The organism is Bartonella sp. AP88XZML (assembly GCF_042195565.1).
GTDB lineage: Bacteria > Pseudomonadota > Alphaproteobacteria > Rhizobiales > Rhizobiaceae > Bartonella.
In genome coordinates, this window is record NZ_JBHIOQ010000012.1 from 1 (window position 1) to 19,479 (window position 19,479).

Annotated in this window: 19 protein-coding genes; 16 read left to right on the top strand and 3 right to left on the bottom strand. The window is 37.3% G+C overall.

Annotation, left to right across the window (positions count from 1 at the left end):
- The 16 genes from ACFIK2_RS00640 to ACFIK2_RS00715 form a co-directional block, all read left to right on the top strand.
- Positions 1-348: YadA-like family protein (locus tag ACFIK2_RS00640; protein ID WP_375676788.1), on the top strand; the 348-nt coding region annotated here is incomplete at its 5' end.
- Positions 345-947: an invasion associated locus B family protein gene (locus ACFIK2_RS00645; RefSeq protein ID WP_375633892.1), complete on the top strand. Its 603-nt coding sequence runs from the start codon at positions 345-347 to the stop codon at positions 945-947. The genes ACFIK2_RS00640 and ACFIK2_RS00645, both read left to right, overlap by 4 nt.
- A gap of 909 nt (positions 948-1,856) precedes the next feature.
- The gene (locus ACFIK2_RS00650) at positions 1,857-3,167 is read left to right on the top strand and encodes a Ppx/GppA phosphatase family protein (RefSeq protein WP_375633894.1); all 1,311 of its coding nucleotides are present in this window, start codon (positions 1,857-1,859) and stop codon (positions 3,165-3,167) included.
- A gap of 29 nt (positions 3,168-3,196) precedes the next feature.
- On the top strand, positions 3,197-3,943 hold the full coding sequence (locus ACFIK2_RS00655; RefSeq protein WP_375634604.1) for an RlmE family RNA methyltransferase: 747 nt from the start codon (positions 3,197-3,199) through the stop codon (positions 3,941-3,943).
- 150 nt (positions 3,944-4,093) lie between these two features.
- Positions 4,094-5,119 (top strand): GTPase ObgE, encoded by a 1,026-nt coding sequence (gene obgE / locus ACFIK2_RS00660; protein WP_375633896.1) that lies wholly within the window; start codon positions 4,094-4,096, stop codon positions 5,117-5,119.
- A 1-nt stretch (position 5,120) separates the two neighbouring features.
- The gene (proB, locus tag ACFIK2_RS00665) at positions 5,121-6,260 is read left to right on the top strand and encodes a glutamate 5-kinase (protein WP_375633898.1); all 1,140 of its coding nucleotides are present in this window, start codon (positions 5,121-5,123) and stop codon (positions 6,258-6,260) included.
- 45 nt (positions 6,261-6,305) lie between these two features.
- Positions 6,306-7,562 carry a glutamate-5-semialdehyde dehydrogenase gene (locus ACFIK2_RS00670; RefSeq protein WP_375633900.1) on the top strand — a complete coding sequence of 419 codons (1,257 nt, stop codon included), beginning with the start codon at positions 6,306-6,308 and terminating at the stop codon, positions 7,560-7,562.
- A gap of 29 nt (positions 7,563-7,591) precedes the next feature.
- Positions 7,592-8,185 (top strand): nicotinate-nucleotide adenylyltransferase, encoded by a 594-nt coding sequence (locus ACFIK2_RS00675; RefSeq protein WP_375633902.1) that lies wholly within the window; start codon positions 7,592-7,594, stop codon positions 8,183-8,185.
- Between the two features lie 111 nt (positions 8,186-8,296).
- Positions 8,297-8,683: a ribosome silencing factor gene (gene rsfS, locus ACFIK2_RS00680; RefSeq protein ID WP_375610572.1), complete on the top strand. Its 387-nt coding sequence runs from the start codon at positions 8,297-8,299 to the stop codon at positions 8,681-8,683.
- A 1-nt stretch (position 8,684) separates the two neighbouring features.
- Entirely contained in the window at positions 8,685-9,167 is a 483-nt protein-coding gene (rlmH, locus tag ACFIK2_RS00685) for a 23S rRNA (pseudouridine(1915)-N(3))-methyltransferase RlmH (protein ID WP_375633903.1), read from the top strand.
- Positions 9,168-9,300: 133 nt separating this feature from the next.
- Positions 9,301-10,542 (top strand): murein hydrolase activator EnvC family protein, encoded by a 1,242-nt coding sequence (locus ACFIK2_RS00690; protein WP_375634022.1) that lies wholly within the window; start codon positions 9,301-9,303, stop codon positions 10,540-10,542.
- Positions 10,532-11,842 (top strand): S41 family peptidase, encoded by a 1,311-nt coding sequence (locus tag ACFIK2_RS00695; protein WP_273790634.1) that lies wholly within the window; start codon positions 10,532-10,534, stop codon positions 11,840-11,842. The genes ACFIK2_RS00690 and ACFIK2_RS00695 overlap by 11 nt, the downstream gene beginning before the upstream one ends.
- 39 nt (positions 11,843-11,881) lie before the next feature.
- Positions 11,882-12,409 (top strand): RNA pyrophosphohydrolase, encoded by a 528-nt coding sequence (locus tag ACFIK2_RS00700; protein ID WP_375633905.1) that lies wholly within the window; start codon positions 11,882-11,884, stop codon positions 12,407-12,409.
- 99 nt (positions 12,410-12,508) lie between these two features.
- Positions 12,509-13,069: an invasion associated locus B family protein gene (locus tag ACFIK2_RS00705; RefSeq protein WP_375633907.1), complete on the top strand. Its 561-nt coding sequence runs from the start codon at positions 12,509-12,511 to the stop codon at positions 13,067-13,069.
- Between the two features lie 327 nt (positions 13,070-13,396).
- Complete coding sequence (locus ACFIK2_RS00710) at positions 13,397-13,690, top strand: YggT family protein (RefSeq protein WP_375633909.1); 294 nt, start codon at positions 13,397-13,399, stop codon at positions 13,688-13,690.
- A gap of 22 nt (positions 13,691-13,712) precedes the next feature.
- Complete coding sequence (locus tag ACFIK2_RS00715) at positions 13,713-14,027, top strand: DUF167 domain-containing protein (protein ID WP_375618079.1); 315 nt, start codon at positions 13,713-13,715, stop codon at positions 14,025-14,027.
- 53 nt (positions 14,028-14,080) lie between these two features.
- Here the strand turns inward: ACFIK2_RS00715 and ppa are convergent, their stop codons facing one another.
- The 3 genes from ppa to mgtE form a co-directional block, all read right to left on the bottom strand.
- Positions 14,081-14,611 (bottom strand): inorganic diphosphatase, encoded by a 531-nt coding sequence (gene ppa, locus ACFIK2_RS00720; RefSeq protein ID WP_375633911.1) that lies wholly within the window; start codon positions 14,609-14,611, stop codon positions 14,081-14,083.
- A gap of 79 nt (positions 14,612-14,690) precedes the next feature.
- Positions 14,691-16,517 carry a translational GTPase TypA gene (typA, locus tag ACFIK2_RS00725; protein ID WP_375633913.1) on the bottom strand — a complete coding sequence of 609 codons (1,827 nt, stop codon included), beginning with the start codon at positions 16,515-16,517 and terminating at the stop codon, positions 14,691-14,693.
- Between the two features lie 1,265 nt (positions 16,518-17,782).
- Positions 17,783-19,159, bottom strand: a complete 1,377-nt coding sequence (gene mgtE / locus ACFIK2_RS00730; protein ID WP_375676789.1) for a magnesium transporter — start codon at positions 19,157-19,159, stop codon at positions 17,783-17,785.
- Between the last annotated feature and the right edge of the window lie 320 nt (positions 19,160-19,479).

Consider the following 19,479-nt stretch of genomic DNA (forward strand, 5'->3'; position numbering starts at 1 on the left):
AATAAGTATACGGATGAGAAAGTTTCTCATATTGTAAAAGATGGAGTTAATGAGGCTAATTCGTATACGGATATGAAGTTTGAGACATTGAATTATGCTATTGAGGATGTTCGCAAGGAAGCAAGACAAGCTGCTGCTATTGGTCTAGCGGTGTCCAACTTACGTTACTATGATATACCAGGATCTTTAAGTGTTTCATTTGGGAGTGGTTTATGGCGCAGTCAATCTGCATTTGCTATTGGTGCTGGTTATACATCTGAAGATGGAAATATTCGCTCGAATGTATCTGTGACAAGTGCTGGAGGTCATTGGGGAATAGGCGCTGGAATTACTCTGAGGTTGAGATGATAATAGAAAAAATAGCTGTTATTGTAAAAACGAGAAGTATGTTAGTAAAGGTTCTGTTTGCTCTTGCCTTAATAGGCAAGAGCGAAAGCTTTGCCAACGAGAACAATAATATTTATACAGTGCATCCACCGCGCTTATCGATACCTAAGGGAGAACCTGGCGAAACACGTCGAATTATTATGCAGTTTTATGATTGGACTTTGATTTGTGACGAAAAACAAAAGCTGAAACATAAGCAAGGTATATGTAATGTGACACAGACGGTTCATGATCAAGAAGGAAATACCATTTTTAGTTGGTCTCTTGTTTCTACGACAAGTGGTCAAGCAGTGATGCTTTTTCGAACATTGCCAAATTCTGATATAAATGTTCCGATTCAAATGTTTGTAAAAGATGTCAAAAAACCTGTTCTTATTCATTATACGCAATGTAATGAAACGGTTTGTTTGGCACAATCACCTGTAGGTCCGGTTTTGACTAGACAAATAGAGCAGAACAATAAGGTACGTATTTCCTATAAAATTAAAGAAGGAAAGGTATTTTCTTTTACTGTACCATTTAAAGGGTTAAATGCGGCACTTAATTCTTTACGTCCTTAGAATCCATCGAGTCTTTTTAATAAGATTCATTTTTTCATAAATCGTTGTATTATATTTTTGAGTGTAAATTATAAGGTCAAATAAGTAATAATTTTTATATAATATGATATCGAGGTGACTTATTGGAAAGAGTGAGAGTTTTATGAATGTAAAGATACAATAGGTTCTTTATATGTAATAGAAAATCAAGTTAGTATTTTCCATAAAGCTTAAAGAGTTATTTCGTTATTTATTAAAAGTAAAAAAGATTAGAAATACTCGATTTATTCCTTACAATAATGAGTAGACTAAATTCTTTTTTTAAGCTTCAAATGGATTTTTAAAGCGGTCTGATTATGCATTAATATTTTTCAGATAAATTTATAATTCTAGAGATTTTTTTGAACGATAGTTTTTATTGGTATTCACAAAATAACAGCTATTGTAATTGCAGTTTGTGGTACTACAGAACTTTTATTTCAGCATAATCAAAGCCATTTCATTGCATATAACAAACGAGGCTCGTGTGTGGATAACGAGATTAAAAAAATTTTTCTTATAAACCGTACTAATGTATAGGTTGTTGTAACCTTAAGAGTCAGTAAATAGTATGATAGTGTAGGTTTGTTACAATAGAGGTGTGCTCCGTGTAAATGGTATAAAGAAAAGAGCATAATTTATAAAAATTGATGTGAACGTAAACGATTAATTTATAGTTTTAAGTTCATAAAGAGAAACATGATTTTACGGAAACAACCAAAAGATTATATAAAAATCTGAATGATGCTAGTGTAGAAAATTTTAATGATAGGAAAAGAAAGAGTGATTTCTTGTATTTATCATTTGATGCTGCATTATTGCTTTATTTAGAAATGAGCAGAAGAGTTTTCGCGTTTATTTATTGGGGGAAACGCTCAAGGGATAAGGGAAATGACCCCGTTAAATTATGGTTCAAAAGAATTGAAACGAGGAGAAATATACGATACCAAAGCAGATCAGTTGTATGATCAGTGCGGTAGTAATACAAATAATCATTCTGCATTGTCACGAACAGAGGCATACTCTATCCTTGTTGATATAAAGAGACAACAGAGAAAAAAACATTATGAACAGAAACAGATTTTTGTTCAATCTGAGGCAGCTTTTGAGTTTCATAGTCAGATAATGATAGGTGCTCAAAAAACAAAAAAACTCAAAGCACCTTTTCTTCGACGGTTCCATCCAGTAAAATCTCCACCTCTTTATGCGGCACTTGATCTCGGAACAAATAATTGTCGTCTTCTTATCGCATCTCCCAGTAAACCTGGATATTTTCGTGTTGTTGATGCTTTTTCTCGTATTGTACGATTGGGAGAAGGTTTAATAAATAACGGTTTTCTTAATACACAAGCTATGGATCGTGCGATTGAAGCATTAAAGATTTGTCATTTAAAGCTAAAACAAAGGCATATTAAGCGTTATCGCTTGATTGCAACGGAAGCTTGTCGTTCTGCAGAAAATGGTAGACATTTTATTCAGCGTGTTTTGGAGGAGACAGGTCTTGAATTGGAAATTGTTGATCAGCAAACAGAAGCGCGTTTTGCTGTTACAGGGTGTAGTACACTTGTTGAACCAAATACTGACGCAATTGTGCTTTTTGATATTGGAGGAGGATCATCAGAAATTGTGCTACTTGATGTTTCTCAAAAGCGTTCTTTTCGTTTAGCTCGACAAATTATCGCTTGGACTTCTCTTCCTGTTGGTGTTGTTACGCTTGCTGAACGTTTTGGAGGGAATGATATTAGCTTAGACGATTTTGAAAAAATGAAAAGTTATGTGCGAGGGTTATTAAATAATTTTTCAGATCGTCATAAATTAGGAGAGTTAGCACAAGGTTCGAAGTTTCATCTTTTGGGAACCTCCGGTACGGTTACAACTTTAGCAGGAATGTATCTTAATTTAGAGCGTTATGATAGGAAAAAAGTGGATGGCATTTGGATGAATGATGCAGACATTACACTTATGACACAACGCCTATTATCATGGGATATAGAAAAACGTGTCATAAGTCCTTTTATTGGACGCGAGAGAGCAGATTTAGTTTTAGCTGGTTGTGCAATTTTAGATGTTATTCGGGAAGTTTGGCCAAGTCAGCGTTTAAGAGTTGCTGATCGTGGATTAAGGGAAGGAATTTTGATAGAGCTGATGTTACGCGATGGAGTATGGTGTCGTCATAGAAAGAGCAGAGATTTCAAGCGTTAGAGAATTAAATATGGAGACAATGAATAACGATGAAAAAAATAACAAAAACACCGAGAGGTGGCTATGGAGGCTCAGGGTCACATGAATTATATCAGCGCGTAAAAAAGAAAGCAGGAACCATTAAAGCTTCATCACGACGATGGTTAGAGAGGCATCTGAATGATCCTTATGTCCATCAATCAAAAGTAGATGGTTATCGTTCGCGTGCGGCTTATAAACTCATTGAAATTAATGAGCGCTATAGGTTTTTGAAAAAAGGTCAAAAGGTTATTGATCTAGGAGCAGCACCTGGGGGGTGGTGTCAAGTGGCTGAGCGTATAGTAGGGTCAAGTGATGAAGATCCTAGCGTTGTTGGTATTGATTATTTACATGTTGATCCATTACCTAGAGTTGCCATGTTGGAAATGGATTTTTTGCATACAGATGCACAGCAGAAATTAATTGAAACTTTAGGGACAAAACCGGATGTGGTTCTTTCTGATATGGCAGCGCCAACAACAGGTCATCGTCAGACGGATCATTTAAGAACGATTTATTTATGTGAAGTTGCGGCTGATTTTGCTCTTTCGGTTCTCAAGCCTGGGGGATATTTTTTAGTAAAGGCTTTTCAAGGGGGAGCAGAAAACACTCTTCTTGCAAGATTAAAACAGCATTTTAAAAAAGTCTACCATGTTAAACCACCCGCAAGCCGATCAGAATCAGTAGAGCTTTATCTTCTAGCGCTTGAATTTAAGGGAAAAAATACAAGAATAGCACCTTCTTTTAAGAAGACTTAACTTTACTTAACCTATTTAAATGTGATGATTTTTTTCTCAAAGAGTTATCAGCGATAGCGACAGTTTTTCTGTTATCAATGATGAAAAACTGGTAAAATTAATGTATTGCCTATAGAGGTAGAGAGATTGATTCCTCAGTGAGTGTTTCCAATGAAATTTCTTGATCAAGCTAAAGTTTATATTCGTTCTGGTAATGGAGGTTCTGGAGCAGTATCATTTCGCCGTGAAAAATTCATAGAATTTGGGGGGACTGATGGAGGGAATGGAGGACGGGGTGGTGATGTCTGGGCTCTTGTTGTTGATGGGCTTAACACGCTGATTGATTATCGCTACCAACAGCATTTTAAAGCAAAAACAGGGGGACATGGCAAGGGGCGTAATATGACGGGTGAGAAGGGTGATGATGTCATCCTTAAAGTTCCGGTTGGGACGCAAATTTTTGAAGAAGATAATACAACGTTAATATGTGATTTAACGGAAGTGGGACAGCGCTATCGCCTTGCAAAAGGAGGGAATGGCGGTTTTGGCAATCTTCACTTTACAACATCGACAAATCGGGCACCGCGTCGTGCAAATCCAGGTTTGGCTGGAGAAGAGCGTGCAATATGGCTTCGTTTGAAGTTAATTGCTGATGCGGGGCTTGTTGGTTTACCAAATGCCGGAAAATCAACTTTTTTAGCTTCTGTAACGGCGGCAAAGCCAAAAGTTGCAGATTATCCTTTTACTACTCTACATCCTCATCTTGGTGTTGTACGAATTGATGGTCGTGAATTTGTTTTGGCTGATATTCCGGGGTTAATCGAAGGAGCCCATGAAGGGGTGGGAATTGGAGACCGTTTTTTAGGACATGTGGAACGTTGTCGTGTCCTCCTTCATTTGATTTCTGCTCAAGAAGAAGATGTTGCAAAAGCATATCAAATTGTGCGTCGTGAACTTGAGGCATATGGAAATAATCTAAGTGATAAAACTGAAATTATTGCTTTAAGCCAGATAGATACGCTAACGATTGAAGAGCGTAAAACGAAACAGGAAGCTTTGCAAAGAGCTGCGGATCAACCTGTTATGATGTTTTCTGCCGTTAGCCGCGAAGGTTTAGAAAATGTGCTGCGTGCTGGTGCACATATTATTGAAATGTCACGCAAAGAGGAGATTAGTGGGGATAGCAAGGTTGATTGAGATGGCTGTTGGATCGCAAAAACTTACACACTATAAACGTATTGTGGTCAAGATTGGATCTGCCCTTTTGGTTGATCCTCAGGCAGGTTTACGGGTTGAATGGCTTAAAAGCTTGATTAGTGATGTTGTTGAATTGCACAAAAAAGGTGTAGAGATATTGTTGGTGTCTTCAGGTGCTATTGCTTTAGGAAGGACATTGCTACAGCTTCCTAAGGGGGCTTTGAAATTGGAAGAAAGCCAGGCATGTGCTGCTTTGGGGCAAATTGAGTTAGCTAAAACCTATGGTGATGCGCTTGCTCAACATGGGCTCAAAACAGGCCAAATTTTGCTCACTTTATTTGATACGGAAGAGCGAAGGCGTTATCTCAATGCACGTGCAACGATTAATGTACTTTTACGTTTTAGAGCAGTACCTGTTATTAATGAGAATGATACTGTTGCGACAAATGAAATTCGTTATGGTGATAATGATCGTTTAGCTGCACGTGTGGCAACAATGATGGGGGCAGATCTTTTAATACTTTTATCTGATATTGATGGTCTTTATACAAAGTCTCCCCATAGTGATCCTACGGCTGAATTTATACCTTTTGTTGCATCCATTACGCATGATATCGAAAAAATGGCAGATGTTGCTGCTTCAGAGTTTTCACGGGGAGGAATGAAGACTAAGCTTGAAGCCGGAAAAATAGCTAATGCTGCTGGAACGGCGATGATTATCACCTCAGGCAAGCGTATGAATCCTCTTGCTGCAATTGACAAAGGTGAACGCAAGAGTTTTTTTGCGGCAAGTAAGAAATCTGTCAATGCTTGGAAAACATGGATTTCTGGTCATTTAGATCCATCTGGTGTTTTGACGATTGATCAAGGAGCCATTAGGGCTCTTGAAACAGGAAAATCGTTATTAGCAGCAGGGGTTATTGGCGTTGAGGGAAATTTCCAGCGTGGGGATACGGTTGCAATTGTTGGTACAGATGGGGTTGAGATTGCGCGTGGACTTGTAAGCTATGACAAAGATGAGGCTGTACGCATTATAGGACATAAAAGTGAAGAAATTGAAGCTATTCTTGGGTATGAGGCGCGCTCTGCTATGGTGCATCGTAATGATATGATTGTACGTTGCTTGATCAATTCTGTTTAAAAAAGTTACTTTTGTTTTTATTGTTTTCGCAGAGTGGATAATACGATGACTTTAGAAGAACAAATGAAAGATATGGGACAAAAAGCACGCTATGCCGCTGCAGCGTTGGCCGTTGCTTCTTCTGAGCAAAAGAATAATGCATTAGAAATGATCGCTTTAAGTCTAGAGGCTCAGTCAGATAAAATTTTACGGGCGAATTGTCAAGATTTAGAGAATGCTGCTCAGAATAATTTGAAAGCTGCAATGATTGATCGGCTAAAATTAGATGACTTGCGTTTACGTGCAATGATAGACAGTGTTCGTCAAGTTGCTCGTTTATCTGATCCTGTTGGACAGGTTATGAGTGCGTGGAAACGTCCAAATGGGCTTCATATAAGTCGTGTACGAACACCTCTTGGTGTGATTGGCATTATTTATGAAAGTCGTCCCAATGTTACAGTTGATGCGAGTTCTTTGTGCTTAAAAGCAGGTAATGCTGCGATTTTGCGCGGTGGTTCGGATAGCTTTCATTCTTCTCATGCTCTTCATTTAGCTTTGGTACAAGGTTTAGAGCGCTCTGGTTTACCCAAAGATGCTATCCAAATGGTTGGAACGACAGATCGTGCTGCCGTTGGGGAAATGCTCAAAGGATTGGATGGAGCGATTGATGTGATCGTACCACGTGGTGGAAAGAGCCTTGTTGCCCGCGTTCAGTCTGATGCACGTGTTCCAATTTTTGCTCATTTGGAGGGACTTTGTCATATTTATATTGATAAATCGGCAGATTTAGATATGGCACGCAATATTGTTTTAAATGCAAAGCTGCGGCGAACAGGGATATGCGGTGCTGTTGAGACAGTTCTCATTGACAGCCAAGCATTAAAAAAGTTTCTTCCTGTTTTAACTGCTTTACAGGAGAAGGGATGTGAAATTCGCGCCACAGAAGATATTGTTTTTCTTATACCAGATGTCAAATTAGCTTCTGAAGAAGATTGGTCGCATGAATATCTTGATGCTATTCTTTCTGTTAAAACAGTTGAGGGTGTTGAGGGAGCCATTGCTCATATCAAGCGTTATTCATCAGGACATACGGAATCGATTATTGCTGAGGATTTGGAAGTGGTGAAGAATTTTTTTAATCATTTAGATTCAGCTATTTTGCTGCACAATGCATCTACACAATTTGCTGATGGAGGTGAATTTGGTTTTGGAATGGAAATTGGTATCGCAACAGGAAAAATGCATGCACGTGGTCCCATAGGTGTTGAACAGCTAACATCATTTCAATATCACGTTAAAGGAAATGGTCAGGTTAGAGCTTGAGAACATTATTTTTTCCATGGAAAAATTGTATGCCACATGTTGAAAGATCTAATGTTGTGGGTCTTTTTGGTGGTTCCTTTAATCCACCGCATGCGGGGCATCTTCTTGTTGCAAAAATTGCCATTCGGCGTTTGCATCTTGATCAGTTATGGTGGATGATCACTCCAGGAAATCCTTTAAAGGATTGTACACAGTTGCTCTCTTTAGAGGAGAGAATGCAATTAAGTTTTAAACTTATTGACCATCCAAAAATTTGCTTAACAGGTTTTGAACAGGCTATAGGGAGTAAAGTATCAGTAGATACGATTTTTCATATTCTTACCCATTACAGTGGCGTAAATTTTGTATGGATTATGGGGGCAGATAGTTTTGCGACGATACATCATTGGTATCGATGGCATGATATCGTCTCTATGCTTCCTATTGCGATTATTGATCGTCCTTTAGGAAATCGGTCAGCACTTTCTTCTCCTATGGCACATATTTATCGCCGTTTTCGTTTGGATGAGAGAGAAAGTAAGCGATTACCTTTTATCAAGCCACCAGTTTGGACTTATTTGCATGGACCTTTATCTTTTCAGTCTTCAACAAACCTTCGTTTGAAGAAGAATGATTTTTCTTGAACATTTCATAAGATTCTGCTTCTCTTTAGAGAAGTCTCTTTTTTAGATTCCACAACGATAAGAAAGGATATTGATCTGAAAAACGTTGCACACAAACACTCTTACAATATTATGCCTTCAAAAGAAAAAAAAGTTTTTTCTGTGAGTGAGAGTCTTGAAGTTATTCTCAAGAGTTTAGAAGATACAAAAGCAGAAGATATTGTTGCTATTGATATTCGAGGGAAGTCATCTTTGGCTGATTATATGGTCATAGCTTCAGCAAATTCGCAGCGTCATGTATCGTCTGTTGCTGATCATTTATTACATACTTGGAAAGATAGTGGGCAGGGGCTTGCGCGTGTAGAAGGGCTTGCTGGAGGTGACTGGGTATTGATTGATACAGGTGATATTATCATTCATCTTTTTCGTCCAGAAATTCGTCTTTTTTATAATTTAGAAAAAATATGGATGACGCCGGATTTAAACGATACGGCTTTGCTTCTCTTCGGAGATCATTAAAATGCAAATTTCTGTTTTTGCGGTTGGTCGTATGAAAAGTGGGGCGGAGCAAAAATTAGTTCAGCATTATTTGGATCGTTTTTCTAAAATTTCTGGAGATGTAGGCTTGCATTTAAAAAAGTTACAAGAGATACCAGAAAGTCGTGCTCAAACAGTTTGTCAACGTATGGATGAAGAGGGGAGAAAACTTATTGAATTTTTACCTGAAAAATGTCGATTAATTGTGTTAGATGAGCGTGGAGAATCGATTTCTTCAACTTCTTTTTCTGAAAAATTGAGGTGTTATCGTGATGAGGGCATTCGAGATGTCGTCATCGCTTTGGGAGGACCTGATGGGCATAATGAACAAATAAGGAAGCGTGCTGATTTTCTTTTATCTTTTGGTTTGATGACGTGGCCACATCAAATTGCACGTATTCTTCTTACAGAACAACTTTACCGCGCTGTAACAATTGAAAATAATCATCCGTATCATCGTTTTTAATATTTTTGTTCAATTTTTAGCACTTATTTATATGTTTATTAATATTGTTTTAGCTGACACCATTTAAAGCATCTCTAATGTATACGATGAGGTGTCATGGTTTTTGCAAATGAAAAAGCTTCTTCATAGAAAGATGCTATATTTATATGAGGAGTGCGTCATATTTGTCATTCTGCTCTTGAGTATGTTTTTTTGCTTTTCTGTATCGCATGCGGAAGAAATGAGGAGTACGGAAGTACATAAAGAATTGGGAGAAATTCGCCAAAATATTTCACTTTCGCGTGAGCGTGTTACTTTTCTTATGCATCAAGTTGAGCATTTAAAAAAAGATCAACGTGTTTTGAGTGATGCACTCATAAAGGCGGCTAAAGAAGAACGTATAGTAGCAGATGATATTGCTAAAAGGGAAGAAAAGCTTAAAAAAATGATAGAAAAGCGGGTACAAGTCTATCAAAGTTTAAAAAATCGTCGTGCTGAATTTGCGGAAGTTCTTGCAATTTTGGAACGTATGGGATTGAATCCGCCTCCTGCTCTTATGATACAGCCAGAAGACGCGTTGGCTTCTATACGTAGTTCTGTTTTATTAGGTACTGTTATTCCTCAGATGCAAGAGAAAACACGAGATTTAAAAGGGGAACTCAAGGAGTTGACCAATTTGAGTAATTCCATTACTACGGAATATACGGCATTAAAGACAAAACTGCAAAATCAAGCAGAGCAGCGAAAACGTCTAGAGCTTTTATTAGACCAAAAAAACAAACTACAAAAAAAATCAGAAAAAGAACTTACAGAACAGCAACAAAAAAATATTGCTCTTGCTAAAAAAGCGCAGTCTTTGGAAGAATTGATTTTAGAGCTCGATCGTCAGTCAAAACTTAGCTCTGATGCATCAGTACAGGTACGGAAAAGTTTACAATTGTTAGAACAGTCCAATTTTGAAAGCCGAAAAGGTTCTTTACTTTTTCCTGTTTCAGGAAAAAGAATACATCACTCTAACAAAAGTTCGCAGATTACGCGCTTTGGTGAAACGATAGAAACAGAGTCAGGAGCTGTTGTTATTTCACCTGTGGATGCTTTTGTTGCTTTTGCTGGGCCATTTCGTTCTTACGGACATTTAATCATTCTCAATGTTGGAAATGGTTATCATATCATTTTTACTGGAATGTCGAGAATTAATGTAAAACAGGGGCAGTTTGTTCTTTCAGGTGAGCCTCTGGGTATAATGGAGATGCAATTTATTTCAAACAGTGTTGCATTGGATATAGGAAAAACTTCTCCAATGCTTTACATTGAGTTTAGAAAGCAGGGAAAACCTGTAAATCCAACTCCTTGGTGGCAGACTGAAAAAATAAGAAGGAGCCAAAATGATTCGTAAAGTTATTCTTTTGGTCGCTGGGGTATTGCTCGGCGCCTGTTCAATGATTATGGTGCAGTCTGTTGCTGCGAATAATGAAGATAATGCATATAAAAAGCTAGCTATATTTGGCGATGTTTTTGAGCGTGTGCGTATGCAATACGTTACAGTTCCAGATGATAAAAAGCTTATTGAAAATGCTATCAATGGCATGCTCACATCACTGGACCCTCATTCATCTTATTTGAATGCTGAAGAAGCCAAGGATATGCGGGATTCTACGAAAGGAGAGTTCGGAGGTCTTGGTATTGAGGTCACTATGGAAAAAAACTTAATTAAAGTTGTTTCACCAATGGATGATACTCCCGCTTCAAAAGCAGGTATTCTAGCAGGAGACCTTATTTCAAAAATTGATGATGTACAAACGAATGGTCAAACATTGAATGAAGCTGTTAATAAGATGCGAGGTGCTCCTGGAACACCAATTACCTTAACAATTATTCGTTCTGGCGTTGATAAGCCATTTGAAGTGAAGATTGTTCGTGATATTATCAAAGTAAAAGCGGTGAAATATCGGGTTGAGGGTGATATTGGATATTTAAGAGTTATCCAGTTTTCTGAACAGACATTAAATAATCTTCTAGCGGCAATTAAAGATATCCAATCTAAAATTCCTGAAGATAAGCTAAAAGGTTACGTCCTTGATTTGCGGCTTAATCCGGGTGGGCTTTTAGATCAAGCTGTTAATGTTTCGAGTGCTTTTCTCAATAAAGGTGAAATTGTGTCGACTCGTGGGCGCAAAAAGAGTGATGTGACAAGATTTGATGCGAAGCCAGGTGATGTCATCAATGGAAAACCGCTCATTGTTCTTATTAATGGTGGTTCAGCAAGTGCTTCTGAAATTGTTGCGGGTGCATTGCAAGATCATCGTCGTGCAACAATTTTAGGGACGCAGTCTTTTGGTAAAGGATCTGTTCAAACAATTATTCCTTTGGGTGAAAATGGGGCTTTACGCTTAACAACAGCACTTTATTACACGCCATCAGGCACTTCTATTCAAGGAACAGGGATTACGCCTGATATTATTGTAGAGCAACCACTTCCTGAAAAATATAAAGGTTATGATGTAAAAGTTGGTGAGTCTGCATTAAAAGGACATATCAAAGGAAAACGAGAAAGTAATAAAGGATCTGGTTCAGCTGCTTTTGTTCCCAAAGACCCTAAAGATGATATTCAATTGAATGAGGCCTATAAACTGTTACGAGGTGAAATGGCAAATGCAGCATTTCCACCAGATCCCAATAAGGATGTGTTAAAGTGAGAATTGATATCTATAGCTTGCGATTTTGAGGAATATTAAATGGATGCAGATATTAATTTGAAGATTCTTCCATATCGCAAATGTGTTGGGATTGTTGTCTTTAATCATGAGGGGAAAGTGTGGGTTGGGCGTCGTTTAATGATGCCCATTCATGCAGATGCAGATATTGACATATCTCATCGTTGGCAGCTTCCTCAAGGAGGGATTGATGAAGATGAAAAACCATTAGATGCGGCATATCGTGAACTTTATGAAGAAACGGGTATTCGATCTGTAAAGTTGATTAAAGAAGCACAAAATTGGTTCCATTATGATTTTCCACAAGAACTTATTGGGTGCACATTAACAAATAAATATCGTGGGCAAATACAAAAATGGTTTGCTTTCCAGTTTACAGGAAAGCTTTCTGAAATTGCGATTAATCCGCCACCAGATGGCAATAAAGCAGAATTCGATCAATGGAAATGGATTGATCTAGAAACCCTTCCGTTGATTGCTGTTTCTTTTAAAAAGCACGTTTATACGAAAATTGTCAGCGAATTTCGAGGTAGCCTTAGACCATTATAAAAGCTATATGATTATGAGAAAGCTTTTTTTATTAAGATGCTTTATATTATAATAAATAATAAACATGTTTATCTTTTATGTAAAGAACAGGAATATAAAATGAAAAAGTTATTTAATTTACTTATAGTTTTTACTCTCTTGAGTATTTCATCTGTTGCATTTGCAACAAGTTCAAAGCCTCCTGCATCAAAAGATGCGGCAGCGACATTGCCAAATGGAGCTTCTTCTTTGACTGAAACCTACGGTTTGTGGACTATTAACTGTGGTATACAAGAAGGGAAAAGAATTTGTTTTATGCACCGTCAAGAAGTGAATGAGCAGGGGCGTGTTGTTGTGGCTATGGGACTTACTCTCGATGCTGAGGGTGTTGTATCTGGTAATTTAACAGTTCCTTTTGGCATTTTGGTTTCTAAGCCTGTTCGTTTACAAGTTGATGAGGGAAAAGCTGTTATCGAAACCGGTATCCGGACTTGTGTACCAGCAGGTTGTGTAGTTCCTGTCGTTTTTGACAAAAATCACGTAGCAGCTTTACGTTCTGGAAAAAAGTTAAAGTTGGCGATGACAATTGCTGCTGCAGGTGAACCAGCTTTGAATGATTTATTTGTTCAGCTAGATGGTTTTAGCAGTGCTCTTAATCGTTTGACTGCTTTGCAGAAATAATTTTAAAACTAAAAGCGGACTTTAAAAGGCCGCTTTTAGTTTGTTTGTTTTTTATAATTAATAATTAAAACGATGAGATTTAAGATTAATCCTATTAAGGAATATTCAGATTTTTTGCTGTTTCTTCTATTTTATGTGCTATTTTTAATTTTGATATTTGTTTTCTAACTGCATCGTCATTAAATAGAGAGATGAAGAATTTAGATGTCTGGTTTTTATTCAAGAAAAAAGAGTATTGAAATATAAAACCATTTTTTGATACACAGACCTGCTTTAATGAAGGTTTTCTATACGCTCTTCTGTTTCCTTGATTGAAAGGGATGACGCATGATTTATGCATTGCTTCGAACGATTGATTTGATTTTTGAGATTTATATTGATATTTTAATCGCTAGTGTCATTTTTTCTTGGCTTTATGTCTTTAATATCATAAATTCGCGCAATCGCTTTGTTGTTTTGATAGGAAGCTTTCTATATCGTCTTACAAATCCCATTCTAAGCCGTATCCGGCAAATTTTACCAAATTTTGGAACAATTGATATTTCACCTATTATAGTTTTTATTATTATTTATTTTATTCGTACTTTCATGTGGCGCGTTTACGCAAACATGTATTTATAGAAATATTACTTGAGGCGAATACATGTTTTATCAAGTTGATGAAAATAACTTGATTTTGTTTGTATATCTCATTCCTAAATCATCCGTTGACAAAATAATAGGGGTTGAATGTAGGGATGGTGAAAAACAATATCTGGTTATACGCCTTCGGGCTGTTCCTGAAGATGGAAAAGCGAATAAAGCTCTCATTAAATTTCTTGCGAAGCAGTGGAAAATCCCATCTTCTTCTATTTCTCTGAAAAGCGGCGCAATATCTCGCTACAAACAACTTTACTTTTCAACACATTTAGAAGAGCTAAAGCAGATATGGCAATCCTTTAGAGATTACATCTCGTAGAAAAAATAAATAACAAAGCCTATTTTTTTATAGGCTTTATTTTATTAAAATCGTTATACTTTTTTATTGCGCTCAACAGCTTGCTTAATTAATTCATGAGCAAAGTTTTTATCACGCCATCCTTCAATTTTAGCCCATTTTCCAGGTTCCAGATCTTTGTAATGCTTGAAGAAATGTTCAATTTGTTTGAGTGTAATCTCGGGCAGATCTGTATAGTCATGAATATTGATATAGCGTTTTGTTAATTTTGTAGTGGGAATGGCAATAATTTTTTCATCTTTACCACCATCATCTTCCATCATTAGAGCTCCGATGGGGCGAACATTGATAACACAACCAGGCATAAGTGGACGGGTATTACAGATAAGAACATCAATAGGATCACCATCATCTGAAAGCGTATGAGGGACAAAACCGTAATTTCCAGGATAAACCATTGATGTATGAAGAAAACGGTCAACAAATAATGCACCCGACTTTTTATCCATCTCATATTTTATTGGTTGACCACCAAGGGAGACTTCCACAATAACGTTAATATCTTCTGGTGGATTTTTGCCTACGGGTATTTCCTTAATATTCATAGAGACATCCTTTCTGGAATATAGTGAGGCTCAATACAATTAAATATTTTATAAATATTTTACCAAAGAGATTATGAAATTAACTTGAAATTGATGCACGTGCTTTTTCAAAACGTTTACGTTCATTAGGATCAAGATAGAGTTTGCGGAGACGAATATTTTTAGGGGTTACTTCCACAAGTTCATCATCTTGTATCCACGATAAGGCGCGTTCTAACGTCATTTTAATGGGAGGCGTTAGCTTTACGGCTTCATCTTTTCCGGAAGCGCGCATATTGGTGAGTTTTTTCCCTTTTAACACATTAACTTCTAAGTCATTATCTCGTGAGTGGATGCCAATAATCATACCTTGATAGACTTTCACACCCGCATCGATGATCATAGGTCCACGATCTTCAAGATTAAAAAGAGCATAAGCGACAGATTCACCGTTGTCATTTGAAATCATAACACCATTAACACGACCAGCAATGTCTCCTTTATAAGGTTCATAAGCATGGAAAAGGCGATTCATAATTGCTGTACCACGTGTGTCCGTTAAAAGTTCAGATTGATAACCGATGAGTCCTCGGGTTGGTGCATAAAAGACAAGGCGGACACGATTACCTCCAGAAGGACGTAACTCCACCATTTCGCCTTTACGTTCAGACATTTTTTGTACAACAGTACCGGAATATTCTTCATCAACATCGATAACAACTTCTTCGATTGGCTCAAGAGTTATTCCATTTTCATCTTTTTGCATAACAACACGTGGACGTGAAACACTAAGCTCAAATCCTTCACGGCGCATATTTTCAATAAGAACTGCAAGCTGTAATTCTCCTCGTCCTGAAACGTAGAAAGAATCTTTATCGGCTGATTCTTCAATTTTAAGAGCAACATTGCCTTCTGCTTCTTTTAACAATCGGTCACGAATGACACGACTAGTTACTTTATCGCCTTCAGTTCCAGCAAGGGGACTATCGTTGACGAGAAAACTCATAGTAACAGTAGGAGGATCAATTGGTTGGGCAGTAAGGGGTTCATTGACAGTAGGGTCACAGAAAGTATCAGCAACGGTACCTTTTTGTAGACCTGCAATCGCAACAATATCACCAGCACTTCCTTCTTCAATAGGTTGCCGTTCTAAGCCACGAAATGCTAAAATTTTTGAAATACGCCCAGTTTCTAAAAGTTTTCCATCTTGTCCAAGAACCTTGACATTTTGATTGGGTTTTAGAGAGCCAGAATGAATCCGTCCTGTAATAATTCGTCCCAAAAACGGATCCGCTTCAAGAATAGTTCCAATCATGCGAAACGGTCCTTCTGCTACACTAGGAGAAGGGACATGCTGCGTCACAAGATCAAATAAAGGACCTAATCCCTGATCTTTTGGTCCTTCAGGGGCTTCAGCCATCCATCCATCGCGTCCAGATCCATAAAGAATAGGAAAATCAAGCTGTTCATCGGTTGCATCAAGAGCAGCGAAAAGGTCAAAAACCTCATTGATGACTTCATCAACGCGTGCATCCGGTCGGTCAATTTTATTAATAGCAACAATAGGGCGCAATCCTACTTTCAATGCTTTGCCAACAACAAATTTTGTTTGTGGCATTGGTCCTTCAGCAGCATCAACAAGTACAATGGCTCCATCAACCATATTGAGGATGCGTTCAACTTCTCCACCAAAGTCGGCGTGTCCTGGTGTATCAACAATATTAATTCGAGTATCTTTCCAAACAACAGATGTCACTTTCGCTAGGATTGTAATTCCGCGTTCTTTCTCAATATCGTTTGAATCCATCATACGTTCGCTTGTACGCTGATTATCACGGAAGTTTCCTGATTGCTTGAGAAGCCCGTCTACAAGCGTTGTTTTCCCATGGTCAACGTGGGCAATGATGGCAATGTTACGCAATTGCATAAATTTTCTTCTTTTCGTTTAATGAAATTTCATTTGAGGCAAAGTCTTTACATTCTTTGCCTGACTATTAGAAAACCTTTTACATGTTTTTTTATAATTTTGGAAGATGGAGGCAATATTTTTATGGCAAAACTATTTATCCAAGTCTTTAAGGCTCTATTGAGCTTCAATTTCTGAAGCTTCGTAAAAGGATTTTTATAGTGCGTATGTTCTATTCTCGAGCTAAGAATTATCTCAAAAATCACAGTCAATTTGATTTTTATCAATATGACACAAGAAATTTATATGAATTCTTGTAAGAGTAAGTAAGTATAAAGCTAGCGGTATTGTTGTTGTTGTTTTGCAAAGAGATTGATAAAAATCCGGAATATCTCTCAATCCATAGCCAATTTATTGACAACTTTACAACATTTTTATTCTAAATAAAGCTTTTTCTTATTCTATAACTTGTCAATCAAAATCCAGATCTAATGCAACCGTGTATTTGAGGTAAATATTGAGACGATTAAGCATTTTATAAGAAGTTCTAGCTTTTGTATGCCAGATTAGGGCAAGAGTTATATCTGTTTTATTTATTTATGAAACCGGAATACAGTCTTATTTAGAAAAAATATGAAGGCATCCAAAGAAAATTCTTATCTTTGCCGTTAAGCCAAATTTATGATTTCAAAAGCATCTAAGCAATATCTTTAAACCATGGGGATAGTGCATTGCCTCACACTTTTGTTAATCGCATTCTCTAATAGGAGTATGCTTTTCATGCCAAACAGAACGCTTTAAACAGACTAGACTTGTTGTTGCATATTCATGTACTTAAGAGAGATTTTTGAACGTACACTACATCCATTTCATGATAGGGCTCATAAATGATATAATATACGCGAATAGTATACTATCAACACCGTTGTGAAGAAATATAAAGCCTATTGAGCATATCATTATTATTCTTTCTCAGCTGTCAATATTGCAACAGTTTTTGATGCGAGAGAGAGGATATAAGAAGTATTTAATTTTTTTCTTGAATAGTTTTTAGCTATACACCAATCCCGTTTGTGACAGGCAAGAAGATAACTTTGATTCATTTAATATGAGAAGCTTTATGATGAGGCAAATTTACGATATTCAGAGCTGTTATTCAATAAAATAATAAATTGTCTATAGAGCGGTGCGCTAGAAAATAAATTAATGGAGCTTATTCTCTTCTGGAAAGATCTTAGGTTACATGACAAAGTCTTTCCAGAAGAAAGAGTTTTTACTTTACATGTTTAAAGAAGAGTTCCTGACAAAATGATGGAAGCTACAGAAAAATAGATTATAATGCCCATGACATCTACTAAAGTTGCCACAAAAGGCGCAGAAGCACTTGCTGGATCAAATTTTAAACCTTTAAGAATAAAAGGCAGCATAGATCCAGAAAGAGAACCAAAGGTAACGATTCCGACTAAAGCTGTACCTACTGTTGTCGAAACAGCAATCCAATGTTGCCCATAGTCGTAGATACCGAATTGTTGCCAAAGAGCAATGCGCGTAATGCCAATAATTCCGAGTAAGAGACCAAGAGATAGTCCTGTTGGAATTTCACGAATGAACACTTTCCACCAGTCTTTCAACGTGAGTTCACGTAAAGCCAATGCACGGATAATAAGAGATGTAGCCTGTGAGCCGGAATTTCCTCCTGAGCTCATAATGAGAGGTATGAACAGTGTAAGAATAATCGCTTTTTCGAGTTCTGTTTCGAAATGTTGCATAGCACTTGCTGTCAGCATTTCACCGACAAAGAGTAAAGCGAGCCATCCGCCGCGTTTTTTCATCATTTCAGGAAACTTAATTTGCATATAGGGCTTATTAAGCGCTTCCATACCCCCAAATTTATAGGCATCTTCATTCATCTCATCAACCATAGTATCAAGCACGTCATCGACGGTTACAATGCCAATGACATGGTTACTTTCATCAACTACAGGCACAGAGAGAAGATCATGGCGCTGGAAAAGGCGTGCGATGTCTTCATGATGTGTGAAGGGCGATATTGTAATGGGCGAGTCATGGGTAGGGACATTAAGAATTTGTTCATCAGGTGAGGCAAGAATAAGGTTACGCAGTGAAACAGCTTTGAGAAGAATACCTGTTTTAGGGTCAATTACATAGCTGGTATAAACGGTTTCACGTGTTCGCTCGACCTCACGAATGTGATCCAAAGTTTTTTGTATAGTCCAGTTTGAAGGAACGGCTATAAATTCTGTTGTCATCAGTGCCCCTGCTGTATGATCAGGATAACTGGTAAGTTTTTTAAGTTCAGCGCGCGTTAAGGGGTTAAGCAAGGCATAAAGTCGTGTGCGGGTTTCTTTATCCATTTCTTGAAAGACGTCTGCAGCAGCATCGGCAGACATGCCATCAAGAATTTCAATAGCACGATTTATAGGGAGAAGTTCTAGGATAGAAGCAGGTTGCTCAAGCTCTGGTTTATCAAAAAGTTCGATAACATAATCAAGAGGCAGAAGACTAAGAATGGTTACACGTTCTATGATATCGAGGTCATTGATGATATCAATAGAGTCTGCAAAATGCTGATTTTTTAACTTTTCAGCGAGAGCTTCAGGAGAAAAATTTTTGAAGTCGAAGGTCGTTTTAATTTCAGTCATGATAAAGTACCTCCTGAAGAGTTGGAGAGTTGTAAATCTAGATAATAGATGAGATAAAAACAAAAGTTTATGGAAGATTTAAAAAAACTCCCCAGCTATATTCCCAATTGTTAATATTTGAAGTAAAGTCAAGGGTAAATTATAAGTTATAAACAAGTTTCTGAATCACTAAAACGAGAATACAGCTTAATTTGAGGATAATATAAAAACGTAAATGTAAAAATCAGTTCTGATTTTACCATCATTTCTTTAATGCAGTTTGCGACTTTCAAAAGAATCTACAGCAATATTTTATGAAAGAGTGGAGATTATGCTTTTCT

Coding starts and splice junctions, on each gene's coding strand:
- mgtE (WP_375676789.1), bottom strand. CDS start 19,159: ATGACTGAAATTAAAACGACCTTCGACTTCAAAAATTTTTCTCCTGAA.
- ACFIK2_RS00710 (WP_375633909.1), top strand. CDS start 13,397: ATGATTTATGCATTGCTTCGAACGATTGATTTGATTTTTGAGATTTAT.
- obgE (WP_375633896.1), top strand. CDS start 4,094: ATGAAATTTCTTGATCAAGCTAAAGTTTATATTCGTTCTGGTAATGGA.
- ACFIK2_RS00655 (WP_375634604.1), top strand. CDS start 3,197: ATGAAAAAAATAACAAAAACACCGAGAGGTGGCTATGGAGGCTCAGGG.
- proB (WP_375633898.1), top strand. CDS start 5,121: ATGGCTGTTGGATCGCAAAAACTTACACACTATAAACGTATTGTGGTC.
- ACFIK2_RS00695 (WP_273790634.1), top strand. CDS start 10,532: ATGATTCGTAAAGTTATTCTTTTGGTCGCTGGGGTATTGCTCGGCGCC.
- typA (WP_375633913.1), bottom strand. CDS start 16,517: ATGCAATTGCGTAACATTGCCATCATTGCCCACGTTGACCATGGGAAA.
- ppa (WP_375633911.1), bottom strand. CDS start 14,611: ATGAATATTAAGGAAATACCCGTAGGCAAAAATCCACCAGAAGATATT.
- rlmH (WP_375633903.1), top strand. CDS start 8,685: ATGCAAATTTCTGTTTTTGCGGTTGGTCGTATGAAAAGTGGGGCGGAG.
- ACFIK2_RS00645 (WP_375633892.1), top strand. CDS start 345: ATGATAATAGAAAAAATAGCTGTTATTGTAAAAACGAGAAGTATGTTA.
- ACFIK2_RS00690 (WP_375634022.1), top strand. CDS start 9,301: ATGCTATATTTATATGAGGAGTGCGTCATATTTGTCATTCTGCTCTTG.
- ACFIK2_RS00675 (WP_375633902.1), top strand. CDS start 7,592: ATGCCACATGTTGAAAGATCTAATGTTGTGGGTCTTTTTGGTGGTTCC.
- ACFIK2_RS00705 (WP_375633907.1), top strand. CDS start 12,509: ATGAAAAAGTTATTTAATTTACTTATAGTTTTTACTCTCTTGAGTATT.
- ACFIK2_RS00650 (WP_375633894.1), top strand. CDS start 1,857: ATGACCCCGTTAAATTATGGTTCAAAAGAATTGAAACGAGGAGAAATA.
- ACFIK2_RS00670 (WP_375633900.1), top strand. CDS start 6,306: ATGACTTTAGAAGAACAAATGAAAGATATGGGACAAAAAGCACGCTAT.
- ACFIK2_RS00715 (WP_375618079.1), top strand. CDS start 13,713: ATGTTTTATCAAGTTGATGAAAATAACTTGATTTTGTTTGTATATCTC.
- rsfS (WP_375610572.1), top strand. CDS start 8,297: ATGCCTTCAAAAGAAAAAAAAGTTTTTTCTGTGAGTGAGAGTCTTGAA.
- ACFIK2_RS00700 (WP_375633905.1), top strand. CDS start 11,882: ATGGATGCAGATATTAATTTGAAGATTCTTCCATATCGCAAATGTGTT.